This is a genomic window from Sporosarcina luteola, assembly GCF_023715585.1.
Lineage (GTDB): Bacteria > Bacillota > Bacilli > Bacillales_A > Planococcaceae > Sporosarcina > Sporosarcina luteola_D.
Map to the genome: position 1 here is coordinate 213,973 of NZ_JAMBOK010000002.1, position 20,781 is coordinate 234,753.

Consider the following 20,781-nt stretch of genomic DNA (forward strand, 5'->3'; position numbering starts at 1 on the left):
GAGTTGGAGAAAAAGATGTTGGAGCGCGGCATCGGTCTCGGCACTTGTCTGGCGGTCGTCATTTCTTGGAGTGTCCATAAATCAATCCTATGGGCAATCTTCCATGGAGTCCTTAGTTGGCTGTACGTTCTTTATTATGCGTTGATGAGATGAACTAAAGGTTTTGGATGGGCTCCTAGTTGGGAATACTATCTGTATCAACATAAGGAGTGATCATCATGACGAAAAGCTATGCAGGCGACAAAGAAGATAAACAGAACGGGCAACCGAAAGACTCCGCTGCACTGGCAAATGATGCCGCGAAAAAGGCGGAGATGAAAGTAGATGCGATTAAAGAGGAAGCACAGAATGAAGTAAAACGACAACAGAAGAAATAAATTCTTATCAAGGATGCCTTCCGGCTGCGGGGGCATCCTTTTCATTTGTTGAGTAACAGCAGGTTTTGCTCGAGTTTGAGGTAGTTTTACTCGAGTCTAGTCAGGTTTTGCCCGAGTTTGCCACAGTTATGCTCGTTTCGTGACTTACTAGATGGCCCTCGCTCTGCCATCAATTTGGAAAATAAAGCATGACTTTACCCCATACCTATATTATGATGTTGCTAATCACATATAATAGGGGGTTTTGTCAATGAAACTTCGTGTTTCCGCTGTGCAATATCATCTGCATACCATTAGCTCCTTTGACGAGTTTGCGGCGCAATGTGAGCACTATATCCGAAATGCGCAGGAATATGGCGCAGAGTTTGTTTTATTCCCGGAATTCTTCACCACACAGCTGCTTTCCATTGGTGATGACAACGGAAAAGCGCTGTCGATCGAGGCGTTGCCTGGCTTTACGGATCAATACATCAAATTGTTCACGGCACTCGCAAAAGAGACGAACATGCATATTATCGGCGGCACTCACGTCATCCAGCGTGAGGGGCGCCTTTATAACGTCGCTCATCTTTTCTTCCCGGACGGCACAGTGGAGGAGCAGGCGAAGTTGCACATCACCCCATTCGAAATTGAAGGCTGGAATATGGCAGCGGGCGAGGAGTTGAAAGTGTTCGACACCGAAAAGGGCAGAATCGCCATTTTGACGTGCTATGATATCGAATTCCCTGAAATCGTCCGGATGGTGAAAGCGGCGGGGGCGGACGTCATCTTTTGCCCTTCCTGCACCGACGATCGTCATGGGTTTCATCGCGTCAGATACACGAGCCACGCGCGGGCGATTGAAAACCAAGTCTACGTTGTATTGACAGGGACTGTCGGGTCCTTGCCAACTGTTGATTTCATGCGCGCGAACTTTGGGCAAGCCGCAATCATCACACCGAATGACATACCGTTCCCGCCGAAAGGGTTGGCTTCGGAAGGCGAACTGAATCACGACATGCTCGTTACGGCTGATTTGGATTTGAACCTGCTGTACGAAGTCCGTGAGAAAGGTTCGGTCACAACCTGGCGCGATCGCAGAACGGATTTGTATACGGATTGGGGAGCAAAACCAATCGGAAGTGAGAGCAATGGCGTATCACAGTGAAGTGATGGTCCCCCATAACGGGACTTTCATTCCTGTTGCCGTCCGCAATTATACGAGGGCGGATTTCGATTCCATGATTGCTTTGCAGGCCGATTGCTTTCCGCCTCCATTCCCGGAGGAACTTTGGTGGAATGAAGAGCAGCTCGGGAATCACGTAAGCTTGTTTCCGGAAGGGGCCATTTGTGTTGAATACAACGGTCGGATCATCGGTTCCCTCACGACACTACTCGTGTATTTTAATCCAGATGAGCCAATGCATACGTGGGAAGAGGCGACGGATTGCGGATTTATTCGGAACCATAATCCCGATGGCAATACGCTCTATATTGTCGATATTTGCATCAGCCCAGAGTTCCGAAAGGCCGGGCTGGGCAAGTGGATGATGCAGGCGGTCTACCAGCTGGCCGTCAAGCTGGATGTTGGGCGGGTCCTTGGCGGAGGGCGGATGCCAGGGTACGGGAAGGTCGCCGGTGAGTTGACTGCTGGTCAATACGTCGAGAAGATCGTTCAAGGCACACTGGTGGATCCGGTCATTACATTTCTACTGCGTTGCGGACGCATGCCGGTTAAATTAATTGAAAACTATTTAGATGATGAAGACTCGTATAACTATGCGTTGTTGATGGAATGGAAGAATCCGTTCAAGAGGGGGAAATAGGGAATGGAATTTATTCGAGTAAATAATATTGAAGATCCGCTGTTTGCGAAAATGCACACAGTGCTAGGGGAGATCTTTCCGCCGGAAGAGGTTTTGGAGTTCGATTTGTGGAAAGAACCGCTTGAAGACCCGAGCATCCGCGTTTTCGTAGCGGTGCATGAAGGGGAAGTCGTCGGTGCAACGGAGTACCGCTATTATCCGGACTGGAATATCGCAATGACGGATTTTACGATCATCGGGCAGTCTGGCCTCGGCATCGGTCGTTTCTTGGCAAAGAAGCGCGAAGAGGATTTACAGCGGCTGGCGCAGGAAAATGGCAAGACATTATTCGGTATGTTCGCTGAAATCTACAATCCGTATGAACGCGAAGATTTCGCTTTCGGCGGTGTCATGGCCATGAATCCGTACGTCCGGAGGGAAGTGCTGTCCCATCTCGGCTACAAGCGCCTCGATTTCACTTACGTCCACCCATCATGGAAAAATGACGGCGTGGCGGTGGAAGGTTTGGATTTCTGCTTCATGCCGACAGATGAGCAAGTGACAGAGATTGCTTCCAGTCTTGTCGTCGATTTTTTGACGGACTATTATTCCGTGTTGTCAAATAAACCACAACGTTGGCTGGATATGATCGAAGAGCTGAAGCAAATAGAATATGTGGATCTTCGTCCACTATAAGAATGAAATCCACGCAACTTCAAAAAGAGCTGCGTGGATTTTTTATTTTGAATTAATCAAGCAGCACTATTTCTCTTTTAATAAATGCAGATCGTTCTTCGATAAAATTAAAGATGTAGTCGGGTTCTCTGTCAAAGTGATCGATACTGTCCTTTTTATACGGATCCAATAATAAATAAGGGCGAAGCAATGCATGCATCCTTTGTATTTTGGGTTTCAAATAGTCCACGGTGAATTGATTCCTTAAAATATCTTGCACTAAACTTTTGTATTGGTTCCGAAACTTTTTCACATCAAGAATCCTTGCTGTTAGTGTATTGAATCCTGTAATTCGTAAATAATCACTGTCCATTTCCTCGCCATTCACGTCCCGTCCCCATGTCGCATCGTAATCCCAAGGGATGATTTCATACAATCCGCTCTCCTTGTTTCGGTAAAGTGCATAATTATGGACGAATCCATCGAAATTCTGAGTGAAAACGACACCGGCGAGCCAACGCAAATACTTATCCACATTTATATAGTCTACAATTTCTTTTTCAAATTCTTCCCTTGGAATCGTATTAATGTCGATAATCATTTTTTGTAAATGGTTTGCATCTTCCTCTGCCCCGCATTGTTGTTCATACCCGAACGTAAGTGATTTCTTCACTTCTTTGTCCAAATCGCTCATTAAAGAAAAATTAGCATCCCCGTCGACTCCATAAAAAATAGAACCATCCGGCAATTTTCGGTTTGCAAGGAATCGATCGTCCACTGATTCCAACTCCAAGTACACTCCTTCATTTCTTCCATTCACTTTCAAAAAAACAAACCGTGCTTGCGGCGCTAGGCAACCAATTTCATTGAAAAAATCAAAGGAAAGTTTATTTCTAATCATTGATGGATCCTTAAATTCTGCATTTAAATGTAATGCTTTAGCATTTCGATAAGTTGAAGGTTTATAGAAAGAGACATGATAGGACTTTTTAGGAAAGTCACGGATATGGGATCCACGATAAGCGATATCAACTTCGTATTTTTTTCCGTGAATCGTGAGTTTTGCAGAAACAGGATCATCAATCCAAATATCTTTTCTGAGTTCGTTCAGATCCAAAGGGTGAATAAAAAGTCGATATTCAGGTAATTTCTCGATAGTTTCCATGAAAATCCCACTCCTTCATTCATTATTCTATTTCTATGAATAATAATGAAAGATGTTTCCATGACATTATTTATCCTAAGTTGTGCACTTAACTCAACCCCTGCTAAATATGCAACGTACTTTAAGAAGAGGAAGGAAAATGTGAAACACACGGATACTTTCTCTACATCATGAGAGGGGAGGTTTGGACATGTCACTCTTTTTTGAAAACGAAATTCAAAGAGCGAGAGAGAAGGTCAGTCGTTTGGGGCTTGATGACTTTATGTTTCAAGATCCTCGAAGCAACAAAAGGACATCACGGAAAAAACGTAGAACGAGCAGAGTTCGGGTAACTTCACGAAAACACCGCCGTACAAGCAGAGTTCGGGTAACTTCACGAAAACACCGCCATACAAGCAGAGTTCGGGTAACTTCACGAAAACGTCGCTTTACAAGCAGAGTTCGGGTAACTTCACGAAAACGTCGCTTTACAAGCAGAGTTCGGGTAACTTCACGAAAACACCGCCGTACGAGCAGAGTTCGGGTAACTTCACGAAAACGCCGCCGTACGAGCAGAGTTCGGGTAACTTCACGAAAACGCCGCCGTACGAGCAGAGTTCGGGTAACTTCCCGCAAGCGCCGTCATACGAGCAGAGTTCGGGTAACATCCCGTAAGCGTCGTCGTACAAACGATGTTTGGGGAGCATTCTGGCACCACAAACACAAAAATAGAGTCCGGGTAACTATGCGGAATCGCAATCGCACAAGTATTGTACGAAACACTTCGGAAAATCGTAAACGCACAAGCAGAGTACGAAACACTTCGGAAAATCGTAAGCGCACAAGCAGAGTACGAAACACTGCGGAGAATCGTAAACACACAAGCCGAGTTCGAAATACTTTCCGAAGCCGCCAAAGCACGAGTCGGGTTATGTCATGTAACAGTTGTGGCGGAAACAAAATGAAGGTAACATCCCGTAATCGCCGTTGCACAAGCAGGAATCGCGTCACTTCGCGTAACCGAAGAAACAACGTATTCGATACGCAACATCATTTCCGACCGAATTGTAGAAACCGGGCTACGTGCCGAACTCGATTTTTCTAGATAGCGAAAACAAGCAATCTGAGCAATTAAAAGTTCAGTGAGTCATAATAGCAACACAAAAAAGTACCCGTCATGCAGGACGGGTACCTCTTTTTATGCTCGGATCGGCTTACTAAGGTATTGAGTCATTTGCCTTTTCTCATAATAAAGCTCAAATGTCTTCCCGCTTTCTTGTCTTGGCGATGCGAGAAGCCATCGGCGCTCATGTAGGTGCATGTCCGATCAAGCGAAATCCGTTCGGATGGGATGCCCGCTAGCTCGAGTTGCTTCTTCACGGTTTTCTGGTTGTCGATATGGTATTTATTCGTCGCTTCATTGAAGTACATGAAATCATCAGCATAGCCGAGTGTCTTGAATTTTATATATACATCCTCGTCCACTTCGAATTTCTCCTGACTTATCGCCATTCCGATCTGCACGTGGAAATCTTCCGGCTTGCACCCTTCAACTTTATTCAGATGGTCAAACAACTTAAATGTGATTTCCTTTATTGTTCCTTGCCAGCCCGAATGGATTACACCGATGAGGCCATTCGCTTCATTCCAAAAAATGACGGGCACGCAATCTGCGGTGAAACTGCAGAGCAGAATATTTGGTTCAATGGTGTAAAGTGCATCCGTATCCGGAATGGCGGTCGCTCCAACCTCAGCGCCACGCCCCTTATCGGCAACCGTCACCTTATGGAAGTTCGCACTATGCGTTTGACTGGCGCTGACAAAATCCGTCAGCTCACATTGTAGGGAATCTGCCAATCGCTTCCTGTTTTCGAGGACGGATTCGGGCTTCTCACATGCGTGAAACGCCATATTATTATGCTCAGTTGCAGTGCCGTCCTTCAACGTCGTTCCTGCAACAAATGTATCATTCTCAATATATATCTTTGTTTTCATATCATCACCTGTTCTTACTATACTCGATTCTCGCGCGGACAACCAAGACGGTTGTTCCGTTTTCATACGAAATAAAAAACTTATAACGATACACGTTATTAATTGTTAAGAGAAATGAACTTATTGCTACTACGAAGATTTTATTAGGAAGAGGGGGTCAATGCGATAAAAACAATCGGTTAAATTTCAGCGGTCCGGGAAAACTGAATATAGCTAGACGGAAAGGAGCGTTCACTTTGAATCAGAAAAAAGAGCCACATGAAAGGTTCACCGAAAAAAACAATGGCTTGAGTTCTACCCAAGAAGTGTTATATGCAAAGGAATTCAAGAGTGCAGACAAAGCTGCTAAAGAAGATGGGAATAAAAATCGAAAAAAAGGCCAATAATGAAAATGCCACGATTGATTGCAACCCCCCTGCAATCGGTCGCGGCTTTTTTAATTCGTTTGCAGATACGTTATCGTTCCATCTGTATTTCGCCGCGGAGGTGCCTCCATTTGCCGGGCTCATGCTGCTCGATGAGAGTGACGCCTTTTGTTCCATCTAAGATGTGGCAGACCGTCCATCCATTCAACGCAAGCCAATTGCTGATTACTAACGGTGGCACCGGGCTGGGTGGCGTTCCGAGCAACAAATGGCAACCCTATTTGAGACAACTTCCTCTTTCAGTATTTCAATCCTCTTCTGGAATTCAGGCTGCAATGTATAATCCGCGTACTTATGAAAGGATTGATTATTCCACGCGGCATTCACCTCGTTATCGATCACTTTCGATTTATTCCTGCGTCCGCCCAACGACTACATAGTCTTATAGCCAATGCCGCTTTCCGGCAGCCATTCCTTCATTCGGTCTTCGTGGAAATGAGGGAATTTTCGACTGCCGGGAAAGGCACGTACATCAATAAGCAGAGTAATTTCTCCGTCATGCAGCAGTTTCAGAAATTGCTCATTTGAATGGGATGAATGACCGATTGTAAAAAATTTCATGTCAGTCACCTATTTCACATAGACTTCATGTATGCTAATCGTTACCCTGTGCAGATTGAGTTAAACAATCATTTCATATTGGTAATTTAAAGAACTATTAAATAGTATATATAAACTTAACTTTTATCCGATATAATAAGAGCAGGCAGTTAACTGCCAAGAGACTATAAGAGGGAATGAGAACAATTAAAATAAATTGGAAGAAATTATTGGTTATTTTGTCAACCGTCTTCCTAGTCATACAGATTGCGGGCAGCTTCTTTTTCTTTGAACTGGCTGTCAAGCGCGGACCGAAAGAATACTTGCAGGGAAATGCCGATTTGGAAGTGTCAGAAGAGACATTGGATCTTTATTTAAAAGGGGATTGGAAGAAATGGGTCGCCGCCCAGAAGTTCGAAACGCTCCATATGACTTCACGGGATGGACTGAAGCTATCGGGCTACTATTTACCTGCCGCCAAGCCGACGAATAAACTTGTCATTTTGCCGCATGGCTATTTAGGCCACGCCAAACAGATGGGGCTTTTCGGACAGTATTATCATAATGATCTAGGCTACAACATCTTCATGCCGGATGCACGGGGTCATGGAAAAAGCGAAGGTGACTATTATGGGTTCGGATGGCCGGATCGGCTCGATCTCATCGATTGGACGAATTTGTTGGTACAGAGGCTTGGACCGAAGTCGGAAGTGGCCTACCATGGATTATCGATGGGGGCGGCTACTGTGTTAATGGCGAGCGGCGAGGAAGAGCTTCCGCGGCAAGTGAAAGCCATCATCGCGGATAGTCCGTACCAATCAGTCTACCAATTATTTACCTACCAAATGAATCGGATGTTCCATCTGCCGGCTTTCCCGTTATTGGATAGCACAAGCGCAATGACGAAAGTCCGTGCAGGTTATTCATTCAGAGAAGCCAGCGCGTTGAAGCAGGTGAAGAAAACGAGCGTGCCTGTATTTTATATCCACGGAATGAATGATACATTCGTGCCGACCGAAATGGCCGGGGAATTGGAGCGGAACACTTCGAGCGACAGTGAAATATTCCTCGTCCCGAACGCAAACCACGGCGAAGCCTTTGCGCTTGCCGGGGAGACCTATAAAGTGAAGGTCGGTCATTTCTTGAATCGCTATATGAAGTGAATAAAATTCGGTTCCCGTCATGGGAACCGTTTTTTTATTCGTCTAGACTCCGGGTGGCAACAGCTCGGGTCATAAGTCAGCTCTGCTGCACGGCAAAGAGCGCCGTTTCGTGCCAGCATGGATGCGGGTATGCAGTCTTTGCCACAGGAGGTGGCGATTTTAGACTGCCTTCCTCTGAATGTCTTATGCCTGTCGCAGTTAACCGCCACCCTACGCTTTTGAATCAGCCGGTTCGTTTGCTTTTCGGACTTGCGCAGGATCGGTGTCACTGTATTGCGCAGTTCCTATGCCACCGGTGCGGGCAAGAACTTCTTTCACTTCATTATAGGTCAACCCCGAGTTAGCATTTTGCCGTTTCACTTCTTCGATATCGGTTCCTGCTTCAGTGATTTTTTTTGAAATCTTCATATGCTCCACCTCCATGGCATTAGAGTTCCATATAATTTGCTATTTATGCCCTTGCATGAAGTGTTATTATTTAGAAAAGAGCAACAATGTTTTCTTTGAAGCAACCAAGGGAAAAATAGGAATGGAGGTGGTTGAATTGGAAAAGGTGATTTATATTGTGCGCCATTGTTCAGCGGAAGGTCAGTCGCCGCATGCGGATTTGACTGCGGAAGGAATTGTGGAGGCAGAGAAGCTGGCAGAATTTTTCTTGGAGTTGGATGTAGACCGGGTCATTTCGAGTCCTTTCATCCGTGCGCGAAGAACCGCGGAGCCGATTGCGGACGGAAAAAAGATTCACATCGAAGAGGACAGCCGATTGGCGGAACGGACATTGAGTTCGCATGCATTTGAGGATTGGCTATTGAAATTGGAGGATTCATTTCTAGATTTACAGTTGAAATATGAAGGCGGAGAGTCTTCCCAGGAAGCGATGGAGCGCGTCTGTAAAGTGGTGGATGAACTGCCTGACGGTTCGAAAACCGTGCTCGTGACACATGGAAATCTGATGACTTTGCTGTTGAGATGCTATAACGAACGGATTGGTTTTCAGGAATGGCTGGCGTTGACGAATCCGGATGTGTTTCGAGTTCATGTGACCGATAACGGTGCGCAAGTAGATCGGATTTGGAAGGAAGAGGTTCTCAGATGAAGTATTGGCTGTAATTCGCGATCCTTTCGTTATGAACGAAGGGATTTTTTTATGCTATCCAAACTTTATCTATTGAATAGGTAGAGTTATCTGTTGAATGTGGAAAGTTATCTATTGAATTCAGCGAGATATCTATTTACGAATTTATCGCCGAAAAGTGACTTAAGCCCCGTGCAAGCAATTGTTTCACAGAACTGCAACAAGGGCATTGACAATAAAAAAGTCGTAAGTGTTTAGGCAATCCGTCAATGCAGCAAAATGAAAATAGGAGGTCGTCCGTATGCTATTTGAAATCAAATCAGTGAAGCACAAGCATGACCTGATTTCATTCACATGGAATGATGTCGGTGGATTTTACAATGTGTACAAAGATGGCGAGCACTTGTATGAAGGGTCCGTTCCGGAATTCCAGGATGGCGACTTCAAACATGGCAAGCTCTATCACTATATAATTGAGCGAGTGGAAAATAATCAAGTCGTCGACGTCATTGCAGTACAGACATCGGCTTTCGCTGAAGAGAAGAGTATTGAAAACCCGTTGAAGTCGCTTGTCATGACGACAATCGTCGCGAAAACGCAAATTGCTCTCTCATGGGAGAGGATTAAAGAAGTCGATGAATATGAAGTGTACCGGAATGGGGAGTTTATGGCGAAAGTCGGCGGCAACAGTTTCATCGACCGTGACATTGATGCGGACCAATCATATGTCTATTCCATCCGTTCCAGACGCCCGCTGAATCAGTCAGAGGAGATGTTGACGTCAGTGAAATCGGCAGTATCCAATTTGTTCGGCATGTTGAATCCATCTACGTCCACATCAGAATCAGCAGTCGAAACGTTTACGACAATCAAGTCAATCGGCAAGCCCTCCAAGTTGCTTCGGCCGGTCAACGAACGCGAACAGGAAATAGAAACTGTTGATCGGTGGAAATTCCGCTACACGACGTTCCTCGCGGATAAGTGGATACGAAATCCGAATCCCCTGTCACCGAATCATTTTTTTGAAGGTGATAAGAGAAGTTTTGATCCGAACGGGGAAGGCTTCCGGACGCGCGTCGATATTGAGCTGGCTTATGATGAGAAAGGCGAGCCGATGAAGTTTTCGAAGGAAGTAGGGCCGACAGTCGCCTATGATCATCTGAAGCGCTTCAGGGTAAAAGCGAAGGCTTCAGCTGATGGAATAACGATGAGTAGGACAGACCACAAAAAAGGGGAAAGCGGTTTTTTATTGGAGCATTCTGTCGGTAATCCGTTGACGGCCGCGCCGAAGATCGACTATGAAGTGAATGCTGTGTTTAGAAGGCATGGAACATATGATATGTCAGGTTATTTCGATCCTGCTCCCCATCATGAGATCTATTTGATGAAGGGAAGAGGAGAGGAATGGCAGCCTATCCTGCAAGTCGAAAGCAGAGGGCTTGCCTTCATGTCTGAAGCAATTGCCTACCATTATTGGCGTTGCTCGAATTTTGAATAAAACAGCCCTTTTGACAGCGGGTAATTGTTCTGTTACCATTACCTTGAATTCGAGATAAATTACATTTGATTCAAAGGCTGTTAACTAGCAGCTTAACTATCGTGAACGACTCGTTGTGTTCATTTCAATTTGAGAAATCAAGGGGGAGCAACTATGAGACATATTTTTAAGCAAGGAACCGACCCTTCGAAACCGACTCTTCTTTTATTGCATGGAACCGGTGGAACGGAAGAGGATTTATTACCGCTCGCAGGATTGATCGATTCTGAAGCCTCCGTACTAAGTGTGCGGGGGAATGTGCTGGAAAACGGGATGCCCCGGTTTTTCCGGCGTCTCGCGGAAGGTGTTTTTGATGAGGAGGACTTGATTTTCCGAACGAAGGAACTTCATTCATTTCTTGACGAAGCGGCGGAAGAGCATGGATTTGACAGGTCGACTATTGTCGCAGTCGGCTATTCGAACGGAGCGAATATTGCGGCGAGCCTGTTGTTCCATTATGCGGATTCGTTAAAAGGGGCCATCTTGCATCATCCGATGGTACCGAGGCGGGGGATCCAGCTGCCCGATATGGCGGACCTTCCAGTGTTCATCGCTGCAGGGAAGAATGACCCAATCTGTCCGGCGCAGGAGACAATCGATTTGCAGGAGTTGCTGGCAGGAGCAGGCGCTTCAACGGAAGTCCATTGGGAAATGAACGGCCACTCGTTGACCCGGACGGAAGTGGACGCGGCAGCGGAATGGTATCGTATGAATTTTTAACTTGAAAAGCCGATCCTGTAGGGGTCGGTTTTTTAAATTTATGCGTGAATAAAAAGTTTCATGCGTGATTCTCGGGATTTATGGACTTTTACTGTGGGTTATGCTTTTTTGGAGACATTTATGAGCTTTTAAAAGACTTTATGCGTTTTTGAGTTGAATGAATTTGAAATTACTGCCAACTTCCCTTTGAAATAGCCTATAGAGGGAGTAAAATATCAGATTGAACAATAATCATAGCTCCAAAAAGGTCTGTCAATCGGCGGGGAGCCGGTGACAGACCTTTCTATATTTTAAATAGATTACGCTGCCATTATTCCTAGCCCTTCCCGTCACCGGGCAGCTCAATCCGGAATTTCGTCCCCGTGCCCTTTGCGCTCTCGACAGCAATCGTTCCACCATGCATGGTCACTAACTGCTTCACAATCGATAATCCTAATCCAAATTCGCCGTATGGATTCGTTGTCCGTGAGTCGATCGCTTTGTAGAATCGGCTCCATATCTTTTCGATTTCCCCGGGATCCATTCCGATGCCTGTATCCTCGATTTCGATGATAGTCCGCTTCTCCGCCGTATATCCACGTAGCCAGATCGTTCCGTTTTCCGTGAATTGGATGCTGTTTTTGGCGATATTGATCAACACTTGGGTGAGACGGTCGTAGTCGGCAAACACCGGAACATCCTCTGCGACCTCTACAACAATTTCATCGCCGCGGTCGGCAGCGGCATCCTCCAGTTGTTCCTGAATAATTTCGAGCAGTTCACCAAGTTGGATTTCCTGTTTTACCAGTGTCACCTGATTCGAACGGATTCTCTCGTAGTCGAGGTTTTCATTCACAAGCCGGATGAGTCTCATCGTTTCGCTGCTTGCGAGTTGCAGGCCGCGCTCTTTCTCAGACTCAGAGATCATATCATTGCGCAATCCTTCGATAATACCCCGGATTGTGGTGAGCGGCGTCCGTAGTTCATGCGACACGTCCGCCATGAATTGCCGGCGGCGGTTTTCGAGGTTTTCGATCTCCTCAGCTGCTGCTTCAAGCTTCTCGACCATCCTGTTGAAATCTCCCGCAAGCTCTCCGATTTCGTCGACGCCTTCGGTCGGAATGCGCACGGAATAATCGCCTTGCGACACATTCGCGGTTGCCGAACGAAGCCGATTGATGCGACGGCCGTGGAACGTCGATAGCAACCCGCTCAATAACAATGCAATTGCGAGCGCAATGACAGTTGTGTAAATCAAATAGCTGTTCATCTGCGAGATGATTTCCCGAGAGCCTTTGATCGGTGAGGTTAATAAAACACCACCGACAAACTGGTCTCTATGGAAATAGGGGAGGAGGACGAAAGTGACTGCCTGCCCGAACCGTTTGAGTTCTTGTTTCACGGTAATCGTTTTCCCGCTTTGCAGTGCACGCCATTCTTCCTCATTCAGTTCAATTAAAGGCGTGTTCAGCCCGGTAGAATAAATGATGACGGATTTTTCATCGAACAAGCTGTATTGGATATCCCTGCTCTCCAACACATATCCGTATGATTTCAAAATGGATCGGGAGTCTCGTTGGTCCTGCTCGATATCTGTCAAAATCGATTGTCCGTAGGAGGCGAGTTCCTCGGTTTTATTATCATAGACGAATTGCTCGACAAAATGGGAAAAAAGCAGGCTCAGGATGAGAAAAGCGATGATGATGACACTGAAATGGCTTGCAAGCTGCTGATAGAAGTATTTGATCTTCATTCTTGCTCACCGGCCGCTTCGTCGAATCGGTAGCCTACGCCCCATACCGTATGGAAAAACGGCTGATCCGCCTTCGACACCTTCGACCTCAATCGCTTGATATGCACATCGACTGTCCGGTCATCACCGTAGAAGTCATAGCCCCACACTCGATCAAGAAGCTGCTCGCGCGAAAACACCTGCTTTGGATGTTGTATGAAGAAATGGAGAAGGTCGAATTCCTTCGGCGTCAAATTCGGTACCGGCTTGCCGTCCAAGAGCACTTCGCGGGTAGCGGTATTAATAGTGAAGTGCTTCGTTTTCAGTGTGACGACATCAACTCGATCTTCTTTCGCAATCGCATACCTGCGTGTAACAGCTTTAATGCGAGCCATGAGCGCAAGCGGACTGAACGGCTTTGTTACATAATCATCCGCACCCATCTCAAGCCCCAGCACCTGGTCGGATTCACTATCCTTCGCTGTCAGCATAATAATCGGCACTGCAACTTCGGCTTTTCGCAACTTCCGGCAGATTGTCACACCATCCATGCCAGGCAGCATCCAGTCGATAATCAGACAATCCCAATTACCCGAGACAGCCTGTTCATAGCCTTGGAGTCCATCTTTTACGAACTCGCCGCAAATCCCTTCCTTTTCGAAAAACAGTTCAATCATGGAAGATACACTTTCATTGTCTTCGATTACGAGGATTTTCATATCTCAGGCCTCCTATGTAAAGGTTTTTCTATTCTATGATTATAACGGAATGAAGAAGAAAAACCCGCTTAGCCATCTAAGCAGGTGAGTGGGTTAGTCGTGTGCCAGGACAGTGGTCAAGGAAGTTCTTGTATGCAAATCCTTTCACTTCGTCCTCGCTATACTTTTTCAACAACTCGTTGAGCAATACGGGGTGCATCGAAGCATCTTCAAGACCGGTGATCTTGTCTGTAATGCCATCAAAATCGGATCCCAGCCCTATCTGGCTACTACCTCCAAGGGAACAAAAGTGGTCAATATGAGTAATAAGGTTTGACACAGATGCAGAGCCTTCTTCAATAACGAATGGCGGGTAGTATACGACGTGAACCATTCCATTGCTGTTAAATAAATGCGTCGCCTGCTCATCCGTCAAGTTCCGCCGGTGATTGCAAATCGTTTTCGAATTGGAATGGCTTGCAATCGGATAGTGGGCTATCTCCATTACATCCCAAAAAGCTTTTTCGCTTAGATGGGAAACATCCGTAAGAATCTTGAATTGATTGCAGAATGTAATAATCTCTTTCCCGAATGTTGTCAAACCAGCTCCACGCTCTTCCTCGACACCGTCAGCTGCCAAATTCGCATTATTCCATGTCAATCCGACTGAAAGGACACCCAATTCACGTAGAATCGACAGCTTATTCATATCATTTCCGATGCAATCGACTCCCTCAAGCGTCAGAAATGCACCGATTTGCCCCTCTTGAAGCTGATCAAAATCAGCCCATGTTTTCAGTGCTTTCATATTCGGGTTTTTGCCAATCACTTCGGTGTAAAAATAATGAATCTGGTCGAGTGCCGCTTGGAATTGCTGGTCTGTCTTAATGGACGGTGATATGAATATGGCAAATGCTTGGATGCGGACTCCGCCTTGCTTCAGCTTTTCGTACGTGACATCAAGATCTTTGGAGTCCGTAAATGAAAGATTCCCTTTTGCATGATTCATTTTTGCCAGTACATCACAATGGAGATCAATGATATTCAACGGCAATCATCCTCTCCATACAAGCCTTCATATAAGCCTCGAATAAGCGCTTGGAAACCTGGTCAGCGTTTTGCATCAAAGCCTCGGGATGCCATTGCACGCCAACAACGAAATGATGGACCGTACTTTCAACTGCTTCCACAATTCCGTCACTTGCCCTGCCTGAGACGACGAGTGGAGAAGGGACATCCTTCAATGCTTGGTGATGAAATGAATTGACCATGATTTTATCCGAGGCCGCGATGGACTCGAGAATTGTCCCTTTCACAATATGCACCGTGTGGGATTGGTACTCCCTTTTCGCTTTTTGATTGTGTTGTAGTATAGGGTTGGTGCATTGGGAGTCGATGTCCTGAAAAAGTGTTCCTCCGAATGCGACGTTCAGCACCTGGTGGCCTCGACATATGCCGAGAATCGGTTTATCCAGCGTTAGCATATGCTTTGCAAGTTTTAACTCGATTTTATCTCTTTCGGGCGTCACGTTGCCAAGCCGCGGCAAGGGTTCCTCATTGAAAAGATGAGGATTCATGTCGCCCCCGCCTGAAATGATCAATCCATCGAGGAGCTTGGTGATCTGCCGGACGTCGCTTTCCACCCCTGTCGGTATGATGAAAGGTATGCCGCCTCCAGTGATGACTGCCTGGATGTAAGTGTTTTGAAGTTTGTGTGCAGTGGAATCGATGTTTGAAGTAATGCCGATAATCGGTTTCAATCCTCATTCCCCCTTTTTAAAAATTATCTTTGATACCAATAATTATATCGTCACTCCAATTGAGATGGAATTACTTTTAAGAATAGTTTATGAATTAAAAATAAAAACCTCTACCACAACTGAAAATGGCAGAGGCGTTTATCTATTTATTCAACAGGTGAATTACTTGTCAATGTCAATTCGACCGAACGTTTTTGGGAGCCTGAGTAAACGGTGAGCGTCGCTTTGTCACCAATTTTAAGTTCGGAATAAAGGAGTTTCCGTAGTTCCATGGAGTTGTTGATGTCGGTTCCGTTAATCGCGGTGATGACGTCCTGCTCTTTCAATCCTGCTTTGCCTGCAGCAGATGTCGGGTCAACACTGGCGACCATGACGCCACCTTTCACTTCTTCCGGAAGATCCTGCACATACATATACGGAACATCGGCCAAGTCTGCGAGTCCAACGCCGATATACGGCCGCTCGATTTTCCCGTTTTTCGTAATTTCTTCAAGCAATGGAACGACATCGTTGCTCGGGATTGCAAAGCCGAGGCCTTCCACGCCGCTTTCCGCGATTTTCAAACTGTTGATGCCGATCAGTTTGCCGTCTGTTGTCAGAAGGGCGCCGCCGCTGTTGCCGGGATTGATGGCAGCATCGGTTTGGATGACATTCATTTCCCAGTTGCCTGCGGTTGTTTTAATGTCGATGGAACGGGAGGGTGCACTGATGATGCCTTGCGTGACGGTGCCGGAAAAGTCCAGGCTTAGCGGATTTCCGATGGCGACGACAGGATCGCCCGCGCGCAATTTATCGGAATCCCCGAACTCAAGTGCAGTGTCGACTAGTTTGGCATTTATCTTCAGGACGGCCAAGTCGGTCAGTGCATCGCTTCCAACCAGCTCTGCAGTCTCCTTTTCCCCTCCTTGCAATGTCACTTCAATTTTGCCCGCGCCTTCAACGACGTGATTGTTCGTCACGATATAAGCATCATCGCCTTCAATTTTATAGATGACGCCGGAGCCGGTACCGTATTCCGAGAGCTCCGAACTGCCTGCAAATCGATTCCCTGTAGTTTTGAAATTCGATACACCGACAATGCCTTTCGAAGCATGCTCCACCATATCGGAAAGGGAAGTTGGAGAGTTTGCAGAAGTTTGGATTAAATTAGGTGAGGTTGAACTCTCTGTTACACCTGCCGTCGCCTCATTGTATGTTTTTGCCTGTAATATGTCCGTATTCGCGACGACGCCAAGCGTTAGTGCTGAACCTAATATGCCGGCACCAACTGTTGTGATGAAGCGTTTGCCGAATGAATCTGCCATAAATAAAACCCCTCTCTTATACTCGTTGGTTTTATTGTAAGGGGAAAGTATGAACAAATTATTACGGGGTGATGAACAAATGGTAAAAATCTCCGTGAGTAGTGAAAAACTATGTAACTTGCAATAATTTATTTAGTCAGATAGAATGGAATTTACAGACTCCTTAATTATTTTATGTAAGCGCATTCAAATTGAATAGCGTTGCAGACCAGCGCATATGGTGGCTTTGCGTGCAATTTTTGCACTTTCAATAGCAATCTATAAAGAACAGGGAGGAATGGAACATGGTACAAGCTGTAGAAAATCACGTTTATGCATTTCCGAACACAGAAGGGGCAAAGGTGAACTTCAAGGAACGCTACGATAATTTCATCGGCGGAAAATGGGTTGCCCCGGTGAATGGGCAATACTTCGATAACCCGACACCTGTCACAGGTAAAGTGTTTACACAAGTGGCGCGTTCGACTGCAGAAGATATTGAGCTTGCGCTTGATGCAGCACATGCCGCTAAGGATGCATGGGGAAAAACGTCGGTCACGGAACGTGCGAATATCCTATTGAAAATCGCAGACCGCATGGAAGCGAATCTCGAAATGCTTGCCGTTGCAGAGACGTGGGAAAACGGAAAAGCAGTGCGTGAAACATTGAATGCCGATTTGCCGCTCGCAATTGATCATTTCAGATACTTCGCTTCCGCGATCCGCTCACAAGAAGGCGGCGTTAGCCAAATCGACAACAATACAGTTGCGTACCATTTCCATGAGCCAATCGGGGTTGTCGGCCAGATCATCCCTTGGAACTTCCCATTGTTGATGGCGGTTTGGAAGCTGGCGCCTGCGCTTGCAGCGGGGAACTGCGTCGTGCTGAAGCCGGCCGAGCAGACCCCTTCATCCATCCTCGTATTGATGGAATTGATCGAAGACCTGCTGCCGGCAGGCGTCGTCAATGTCGTCAACGGTTTCGGTCTGGAAGCGGGCAAGCCGCTTGCATCGAACCCGCGAATCGGTAAAATCGCATTTACGGGCGAGACGACGACAGGCCGCCTCATCATGCAATATGCCGCACAGAACTTGATTCCGATGACGCTTGAGCTTGGCGGGAAATCGCCGAACATCTTCTTTGAGGACGTCATGGCGGAAGATGATGCATTCCTTGATAAAGCGATCGAAGGCTTTGTCATGTTTGCCTTGAACCAAGGGGAAGTGTGCACATGCCCTTCGCGCGCATTGATCCAGGAGTCCATCTACGACAAGTTCATGGAGCGTGCGCTTGAGCGTGTGAAGGCGATCAAAATCGGCAACCCGCTTGACCCAACAGTTATGATGGGTGCACAAGCCTCGACGGAGCAATTGGAAAAAATCCTTTCATACCTGGATATCGGGAAGCAGGAAGGGGCCGAATGCCTCGTTGGAGGAGAGCAGAATAAGCTTGGCGGAGAATTGGCAGGCGGCTACTACGTCCAACCGACAGTCTTTAAAGGGAATAACAAAATGCGTATCTTCCAAGAGGAGATCTTCGGGCCGGTCGTTTCTGTCACGACATTCAAGACGAAGGAAGAAGCGTTGGAAATTGCGAACGATACATTATACGGCTTAGGCTCAGGCGTCTGGACACGCGACATGAACACAGCATATCGCTTCGGACGCGGCATAGAAGCAGGGCGCGTCTGGACCAACTGCTACCATGCCTATCCGGCGCATGCCGCATTCGGAGGCTATAAGGCGTCCGGAATTGGACGTGAAAACCATCTGCAAATGCTATCCCATTACCAGCAGACGAAAAATATGCTCGTCAGCTATAGCGAAGACAAATTAGGATTCTTTTAATGGCGAAATCCCGGATTTTTTTATGAAAGGAGGAATGCCGATGCCCGAACGCGTTCTCGCAACGGACGCCGCTTTGGAATTGATCGAATTATTGAAGGGAAAGCATGGCCCGCTAATGTTCCACCAATCGGGAGGCTGCTGCGATGGCTCCTCCCCGATGTGCTACCCGGACGGCGACCTGATCCTCGGAGATCAGGACGTCCTTCTTGGACATATCGGCGGCACGCCGTTCTACATGCATAAAAACCAATATGACTATTGGAAGCATACGCAGCTGATCATCGACGTCGTGGACGGCAGGGGAGGCATGTTCTCCCTCGAGGGAGTGGAAGGGAAGCGATTCCTTACACGGTCTCGCGCCTTCACATCGGAAGAGAACGAAAAACTTCAGCAACAAGCATAGAAAAAGGTTCCGGGCGACCGGAACCTTTTCCTTTTATGTCGCTGATCAAAGCAGCTGTAAAAGCATCCGCGGGAATCCAAGGGTAATCAGCCTGGACTTTATTCCAGAATAGTTCCGCCACGGCCTGGTATCCATCAGGACTCAAATGGATATTTTGCGGATTCGGCAAATTGAGCTTGAAATCCTGTGCAACGACATCAGCCGTCTCGACCCAATCGACATTCGGCAATTGTGCTGCCGTCTCAATCGCTTTATTCATACTGGAAAGCACCTGTACGAGCAAAGGCTGAATCTCCGCCGGCAGATGAGGGTATGGATTGTAATAGCCCATCACATACACTTGCGCATCCGGATTGATCGTATGGATCTCCGTAATGATCTTCATCAGATTCATACCGACTTGCTTTATTTCCATCTGAAGCGCCTGCTCGTCATACGTGACAGCAAACGTCTTCGAATCGATTTTCATATGCGCAAGCACATCATTCGCACCCGCACTGATCGTAATCAGACCCGCATTCGCAATCGCGTCATGAAGTCGGATGGACTTGCCGTCAACTTCCCGCGCCGCATTTTCTTCAATGTCCTTCAGTACATCCTTTGTCGTATAGCCAGGCATGGCAAACATTTTATTGAAAGAATTCAAGAGCCCTGTTTCTTCCAGGGTGTCTGCCAGGTAATCAGCATAGCCGTCACCGATTTTACCGGAATGGTTCATTCCCGCGGCAAGTGAATCGCCTAATGCGAGGTAGCTGGAGGCTGCAACCCATGTTGGTGCCGTAATTTTGGCCATGCTTTCTTCGACAGTGGTTTCAGCGCTTACAGTTTGGAGGAGGGACATACCCGTGTAAAGCATAAGCACCAATAAAGTGAACACATTACGTATGAACTTTTTCCCCATAATACCTCCCTTTGGATCCATTTTTCTTCGTTTAACTGCCGACTGGAGTAAATTTACTTACACCCTGCAGTTGTTCCCCAATTGTATGTGGATATGTAAAAAAATTATACAGAAATAAAAAAGATGCCTCTCATAAAAGGAGAAGCACCGGAATATTGTTAAATAAATCGTTTCCTTTCATCCGGAGAGGGAAGCATGCAAGCCCCTTCAGTTTTGCCGAACCATTGGTACCGGTTGCGGGCAAAATAATCGTAAAAGCCGTCACGGATTTTACGTGGGACGAGTATAAATAGAAATAACAGATGCCATAAGCCGTCCAACTTCTTTGCAATATGGAGAGCCGCGGACGATTTCGTGTATGCCTTACCGTTTTCTATCAACACGATGCTGTCGACATCCTCCGGAATGTTGAACTGCTTCACATACTTTTCGCCGGTCTCGCTTTGCAATGAAGAAAAAAGGAAGTGGGCAGCAGGATCCCGTTTAATTATGAATTGGACACTTGAATTGCAAAAGTTACATTCCCCATCGAATAATACAATTCGCTTCATCGTAATGTCTCCTTCCGCCATGCTTAGTAGTATTATATCCTTATTAAGCGAAAAGAAACGCAATCTGGAATTCTTTACTTTAGACGGAAAATTTGGTATACTAATAGTAGCGAGGGACGGTCCCGCGACTTATCCCAGAACGGTTATCGTCTTCATTTCACGTCACAGTTGCCTTGGGTACCATATGAAGGA

General features: G+C 46.5%; 22 protein-coding genes and 1 pseudogene. 12 read left to right on the plus strand and 11 right to left on the minus strand.

Annotated features, from left to right (window positions below; all coding sequences use genetic code 11):
* Positions 1-3: 3 nt before the first annotated feature.
* The 5 genes from M3193_RS11385 (at position 4) to M3193_RS11405 (ending at position 2,857) form a co-directional block, all read left to right on the plus strand.
* On the plus strand, positions 4-153 hold the full coding sequence (locus tag M3193_RS11385; protein ID WP_251627743.1) for a hypothetical protein: 150 nt from the start codon (positions 4-6) through the stop codon (positions 151-153).
* 65 nt (positions 154-218) lie between these two features.
* The gene (locus M3193_RS11390; RefSeq protein WP_251627745.1) at positions 219-377 is read left to right on the plus strand and encodes a hypothetical protein; all 159 of its coding nucleotides are present in this window, start codon (positions 219-221) and stop codon (positions 375-377) included.
* A gap of 250 nt (positions 378-627) precedes the next feature.
* A complete protein-coding gene (locus M3193_RS11395) occupies positions 628-1,524 on the plus strand; it encodes a carbon-nitrogen hydrolase family protein (RefSeq protein ID WP_251627747.1) in 897 nt (298 codons plus the stop codon).
* Entirely contained in the window at positions 1,508-2,182 is a 675-nt protein-coding gene (locus M3193_RS11400) for a GNAT family N-acetyltransferase (RefSeq protein WP_251627749.1), read from the plus strand. Before M3193_RS11395 ends, M3193_RS11400 begins: the two co-directional genes overlap by 17 nt.
* Before the next feature lie 3 nt (positions 2,183-2,185).
* Positions 2,186-2,857, plus strand: a complete 672-nt coding sequence (locus M3193_RS11405; RefSeq protein WP_251627751.1) for a GNAT family N-acetyltransferase — start codon at positions 2,186-2,188, stop codon at positions 2,855-2,857.
* A gap of 52 nt (positions 2,858-2,909) precedes the next feature.
* Here the strand turns inward: M3193_RS11405 and M3193_RS11410 are convergent, their stop codons facing one another.
* The gene (locus M3193_RS11410) at positions 2,910-4,001 is read right to left on the minus strand and encodes a CotH kinase family protein (RefSeq protein ID WP_251627753.1); all 1,092 of its coding nucleotides are present in this window, start codon (positions 3,999-4,001) and stop codon (positions 2,910-2,912) included.
* Positions 4,002-5,210: 1,209 nt separating this feature from the next.
* Positions 5,211-5,975, minus strand: a complete 765-nt coding sequence (gene pgeF, locus M3193_RS11415) for a peptidoglycan editing factor PgeF (RefSeq protein ID WP_251627755.1) — start codon at positions 5,973-5,975, stop codon at positions 5,211-5,213.
* 236 nt (positions 5,976-6,211) lie between these two features.
* Here pgeF and M3193_RS11420 point away from each other — a divergent pair, with 236 nt between their 5' ends.
* A complete protein-coding gene (locus M3193_RS11420) occupies positions 6,212-6,361 on the plus strand; it encodes a YfhE family protein (RefSeq protein ID WP_251627757.1) in 150 nt (49 codons plus the stop codon).
* A 207-nt stretch (positions 6,362-6,568) separates the two neighbouring features.
* Here M3193_RS11420 and M3193_RS11425 read toward each other — a convergent pair.
* Positions 6,569-6,961, minus strand: a pseudogene (locus tag M3193_RS11425) (DUF488 domain-containing protein).
* A 176-nt stretch (positions 6,962-7,137) separates the two neighbouring features.
* Here M3193_RS11425 and M3193_RS11430 point away from each other — a divergent pair.
* On the plus strand, positions 7,138-8,103 hold the full coding sequence (locus M3193_RS11430) for an alpha/beta hydrolase (protein WP_251627759.1): 966 nt from the start codon (positions 7,138-7,140) through the stop codon (positions 8,101-8,103).
* 210 nt (positions 8,104-8,313) lie between these two features.
* Here the strand turns inward: M3193_RS11430 and M3193_RS11435 are convergent, their stop codons facing one another.
* On the minus strand, positions 8,314-8,511 hold the full coding sequence (locus M3193_RS11435) for a gamma-type small acid-soluble spore protein (protein ID WP_251627761.1): 198 nt from the start codon (positions 8,509-8,511) through the stop codon (positions 8,314-8,316).
* Positions 8,512-8,656: 145 nt separating this feature from the next.
* Between M3193_RS11435 and M3193_RS11440 the strand changes: the two genes are divergently transcribed.
* The 3 genes from M3193_RS11440 (at position 8,657) to M3193_RS11450 (ending at position 11,435) form a co-directional block, all read left to right on the plus strand.
* Positions 8,657-9,199 carry a histidine phosphatase family protein gene (locus tag M3193_RS11440; RefSeq protein ID WP_251628287.1) on the plus strand — a complete coding sequence of 181 codons (543 nt, stop codon included), beginning with the start codon at positions 8,657-8,659 and terminating at the stop codon, positions 9,197-9,199.
* Between the two features lie 280 nt (positions 9,200-9,479).
* Complete coding sequence (locus tag M3193_RS11445) at positions 9,480-10,676, plus strand: DUF3238 domain-containing protein (RefSeq protein WP_251627762.1); 1,197 nt, start codon at positions 9,480-9,482, stop codon at positions 10,674-10,676.
* A 153-nt stretch (positions 10,677-10,829) separates the two neighbouring features.
* On the plus strand, positions 10,830-11,435 hold the full coding sequence (locus M3193_RS11450) for an alpha/beta hydrolase (protein ID WP_251627765.1): 606 nt from the start codon (positions 10,830-10,832) through the stop codon (positions 11,433-11,435).
* Positions 11,436-11,751: 316 nt separating this feature from the next.
* Here M3193_RS11450 and M3193_RS11455 read toward each other — a convergent pair whose 3' ends face one another.
* From M3193_RS11455 to M3193_RS11475, 5 genes are all read right to left on the minus strand, one after another.
* Positions 11,752-13,167, minus strand: a complete 1,416-nt coding sequence (locus M3193_RS11455; protein WP_251627767.1) for a sensor histidine kinase — start codon at positions 13,165-13,167, stop codon at positions 11,752-11,754.
* Positions 13,164-13,865 (minus strand): response regulator transcription factor, encoded by a 702-nt coding sequence (locus M3193_RS11460; protein WP_251627769.1) that lies wholly within the window; start codon positions 13,863-13,865, stop codon positions 13,164-13,166. Before M3193_RS11460 ends, M3193_RS11455 begins: the two co-directional genes overlap by 4 nt.
* Before the next feature lie 76 nt (positions 13,866-13,941).
* The gene (locus tag M3193_RS11465) at positions 13,942-14,892 is read right to left on the minus strand and encodes a dipeptidase (protein ID WP_251627771.1); all 951 of its coding nucleotides are present in this window, start codon (positions 14,890-14,892) and stop codon (positions 13,942-13,944) included.
* Positions 14,879-15,604, minus strand: coding sequence for a gamma-glutamyl-gamma-aminobutyrate hydrolase family protein (locus tag M3193_RS11470; RefSeq protein WP_251627773.1), 726 nt, complete (start codon positions 15,602-15,604; stop codon positions 14,879-14,881). Before M3193_RS11470 ends, M3193_RS11465 begins: the two co-directional genes overlap by 14 nt.
* Positions 15,605-15,750: 146 nt before the next feature.
* The gene (locus M3193_RS11475) at positions 15,751-16,908 is read right to left on the minus strand and encodes a S1C family serine protease (protein ID WP_251627776.1); all 1,158 of its coding nucleotides are present in this window, start codon (positions 16,906-16,908) and stop codon (positions 15,751-15,753) included.
* Positions 16,909-17,192: 284 nt separating this feature from the next.
* Between M3193_RS11475 and adh the strand changes: the two genes are divergently transcribed.
* Both adh and M3193_RS11485 read left to right on the plus strand, forming a co-directional pair.
* Positions 17,193-18,734, plus strand: a complete 1,542-nt coding sequence (gene adh / locus M3193_RS11480) for an aldehyde dehydrogenase (RefSeq protein ID WP_251627779.1) — start codon at positions 17,193-17,195, stop codon at positions 18,732-18,734.
* Between the two features lie 40 nt (positions 18,735-18,774).
* Positions 18,775-19,137, plus strand: a complete 363-nt coding sequence (locus M3193_RS11485; RefSeq protein ID WP_251627780.1) for a DUF779 domain-containing protein — start codon at positions 18,775-18,777, stop codon at positions 19,135-19,137.
* Here M3193_RS11485 and M3193_RS11490 read toward each other — a convergent pair.
* Together M3193_RS11490 and M3193_RS11495 are read right to left on the minus strand one after the other, a co-directional pair.
* A complete protein-coding gene (locus tag M3193_RS11490; RefSeq protein ID WP_251627782.1) occupies positions 19,097-20,038 on the minus strand; it encodes an SGNH/GDSL hydrolase family protein in 942 nt (313 codons plus the stop codon). The two genes, M3193_RS11485 and M3193_RS11490, sit on opposite strands and share 41 nt — an antisense overlap.
* 158 nt (positions 20,039-20,196) lie before the next feature.
* Complete coding sequence (locus tag M3193_RS11495) at positions 20,197-20,589, minus strand: thiol-disulfide oxidoreductase DCC family protein (protein ID WP_251627783.1); 393 nt, start codon at positions 20,587-20,589, stop codon at positions 20,197-20,199.
* Positions 20,590-20,781: the final 192 nt, after the last annotated feature.

Bases quoted from the DNA above. Each gene is read 5' to 3' on its own strand.
- M3193_RS11390 (WP_251627745.1), top strand. From the start codon at position 219: ATGACGAAAAGCTATGCAGGCGACAAAGAAGATAAACAGAACGGGCAA.
- M3193_RS11395 (WP_251627747.1), top strand. From the start codon at position 628: ATGAAACTTCGTGTTTCCGCTGTGCAATATCATCTGCATACCATTAGC.
- M3193_RS11400 (WP_251627749.1), top strand. From the start codon at position 1,508: ATGGCGTATCACAGTGAAGTGATGGTCCCCCATAACGGGACTTTCATT.
- M3193_RS11405 (WP_251627751.1), top strand. From the start codon at position 2,186: ATGGAATTTATTCGAGTAAATAATATTGAAGATCCGCTGTTTGCGAAA.
- M3193_RS11410 (WP_251627753.1), bottom strand. From the start codon at position 4,001: ATGGAAACTATCGAGAAATTACCTGAATATCGACTTTTTATTCACCCT.
- pgeF (WP_251627755.1), bottom strand. From the start codon at position 5,975: ATGAAAACAAAGATATATATTGAGAATGATACATTTGTTGCAGGAACG.
- M3193_RS11430 (WP_251627759.1), top strand. From the start codon at position 7,138: ATGAGAACAATTAAAATAAATTGGAAGAAATTATTGGTTATTTTGTCA.
- M3193_RS11435 (WP_251627761.1), bottom strand. From the start codon at position 8,511: ATGAAGATTTCAAAAAAAATCACTGAAGCAGGAACCGATATCGAAGAA.
- M3193_RS11445 (WP_251627762.1), top strand. From the start codon at position 9,480: ATGCTATTTGAAATCAAATCAGTGAAGCACAAGCATGACCTGATTTCA.
- M3193_RS11450 (WP_251627765.1), top strand. From the start codon at position 10,830: ATGAGACATATTTTTAAGCAAGGAACCGACCCTTCGAAACCGACTCTT.
- M3193_RS11455 (WP_251627767.1), bottom strand. From the start codon at position 13,167: ATGAAGATCAAATACTTCTATCAGCAGCTTGCAAGCCATTTCAGTGTC.
- M3193_RS11460 (WP_251627769.1), bottom strand. From the start codon at position 13,865: ATGAAAATCCTCGTAATCGAAGACAATGAAAGTGTATCTTCCATGATT.
- M3193_RS11475 (WP_251627776.1), bottom strand. From the start codon at position 16,908: ATGGCAGATTCATTCGGCAAACGCTTCATCACAACAGTTGGTGCCGGC.
- adh (WP_251627779.1), top strand. From the start codon at position 17,193: ATGGTACAAGCTGTAGAAAATCACGTTTATGCATTTCCGAACACAGAA.
- M3193_RS11485 (WP_251627780.1), top strand. From the start codon at position 18,775: ATGCCCGAACGCGTTCTCGCAACGGACGCCGCTTTGGAATTGATCGAA.
- M3193_RS11490 (WP_251627782.1), bottom strand. From the start codon at position 20,038: ATGGGGAAAAAGTTCATACGTAATGTGTTCACTTTATTGGTGCTTATG.
- M3193_RS11495 (WP_251627783.1), bottom strand. From the start codon at position 20,589: ATGAAGCGAATTGTATTATTCGATGGGGAATGTAACTTTTGCAATTCA.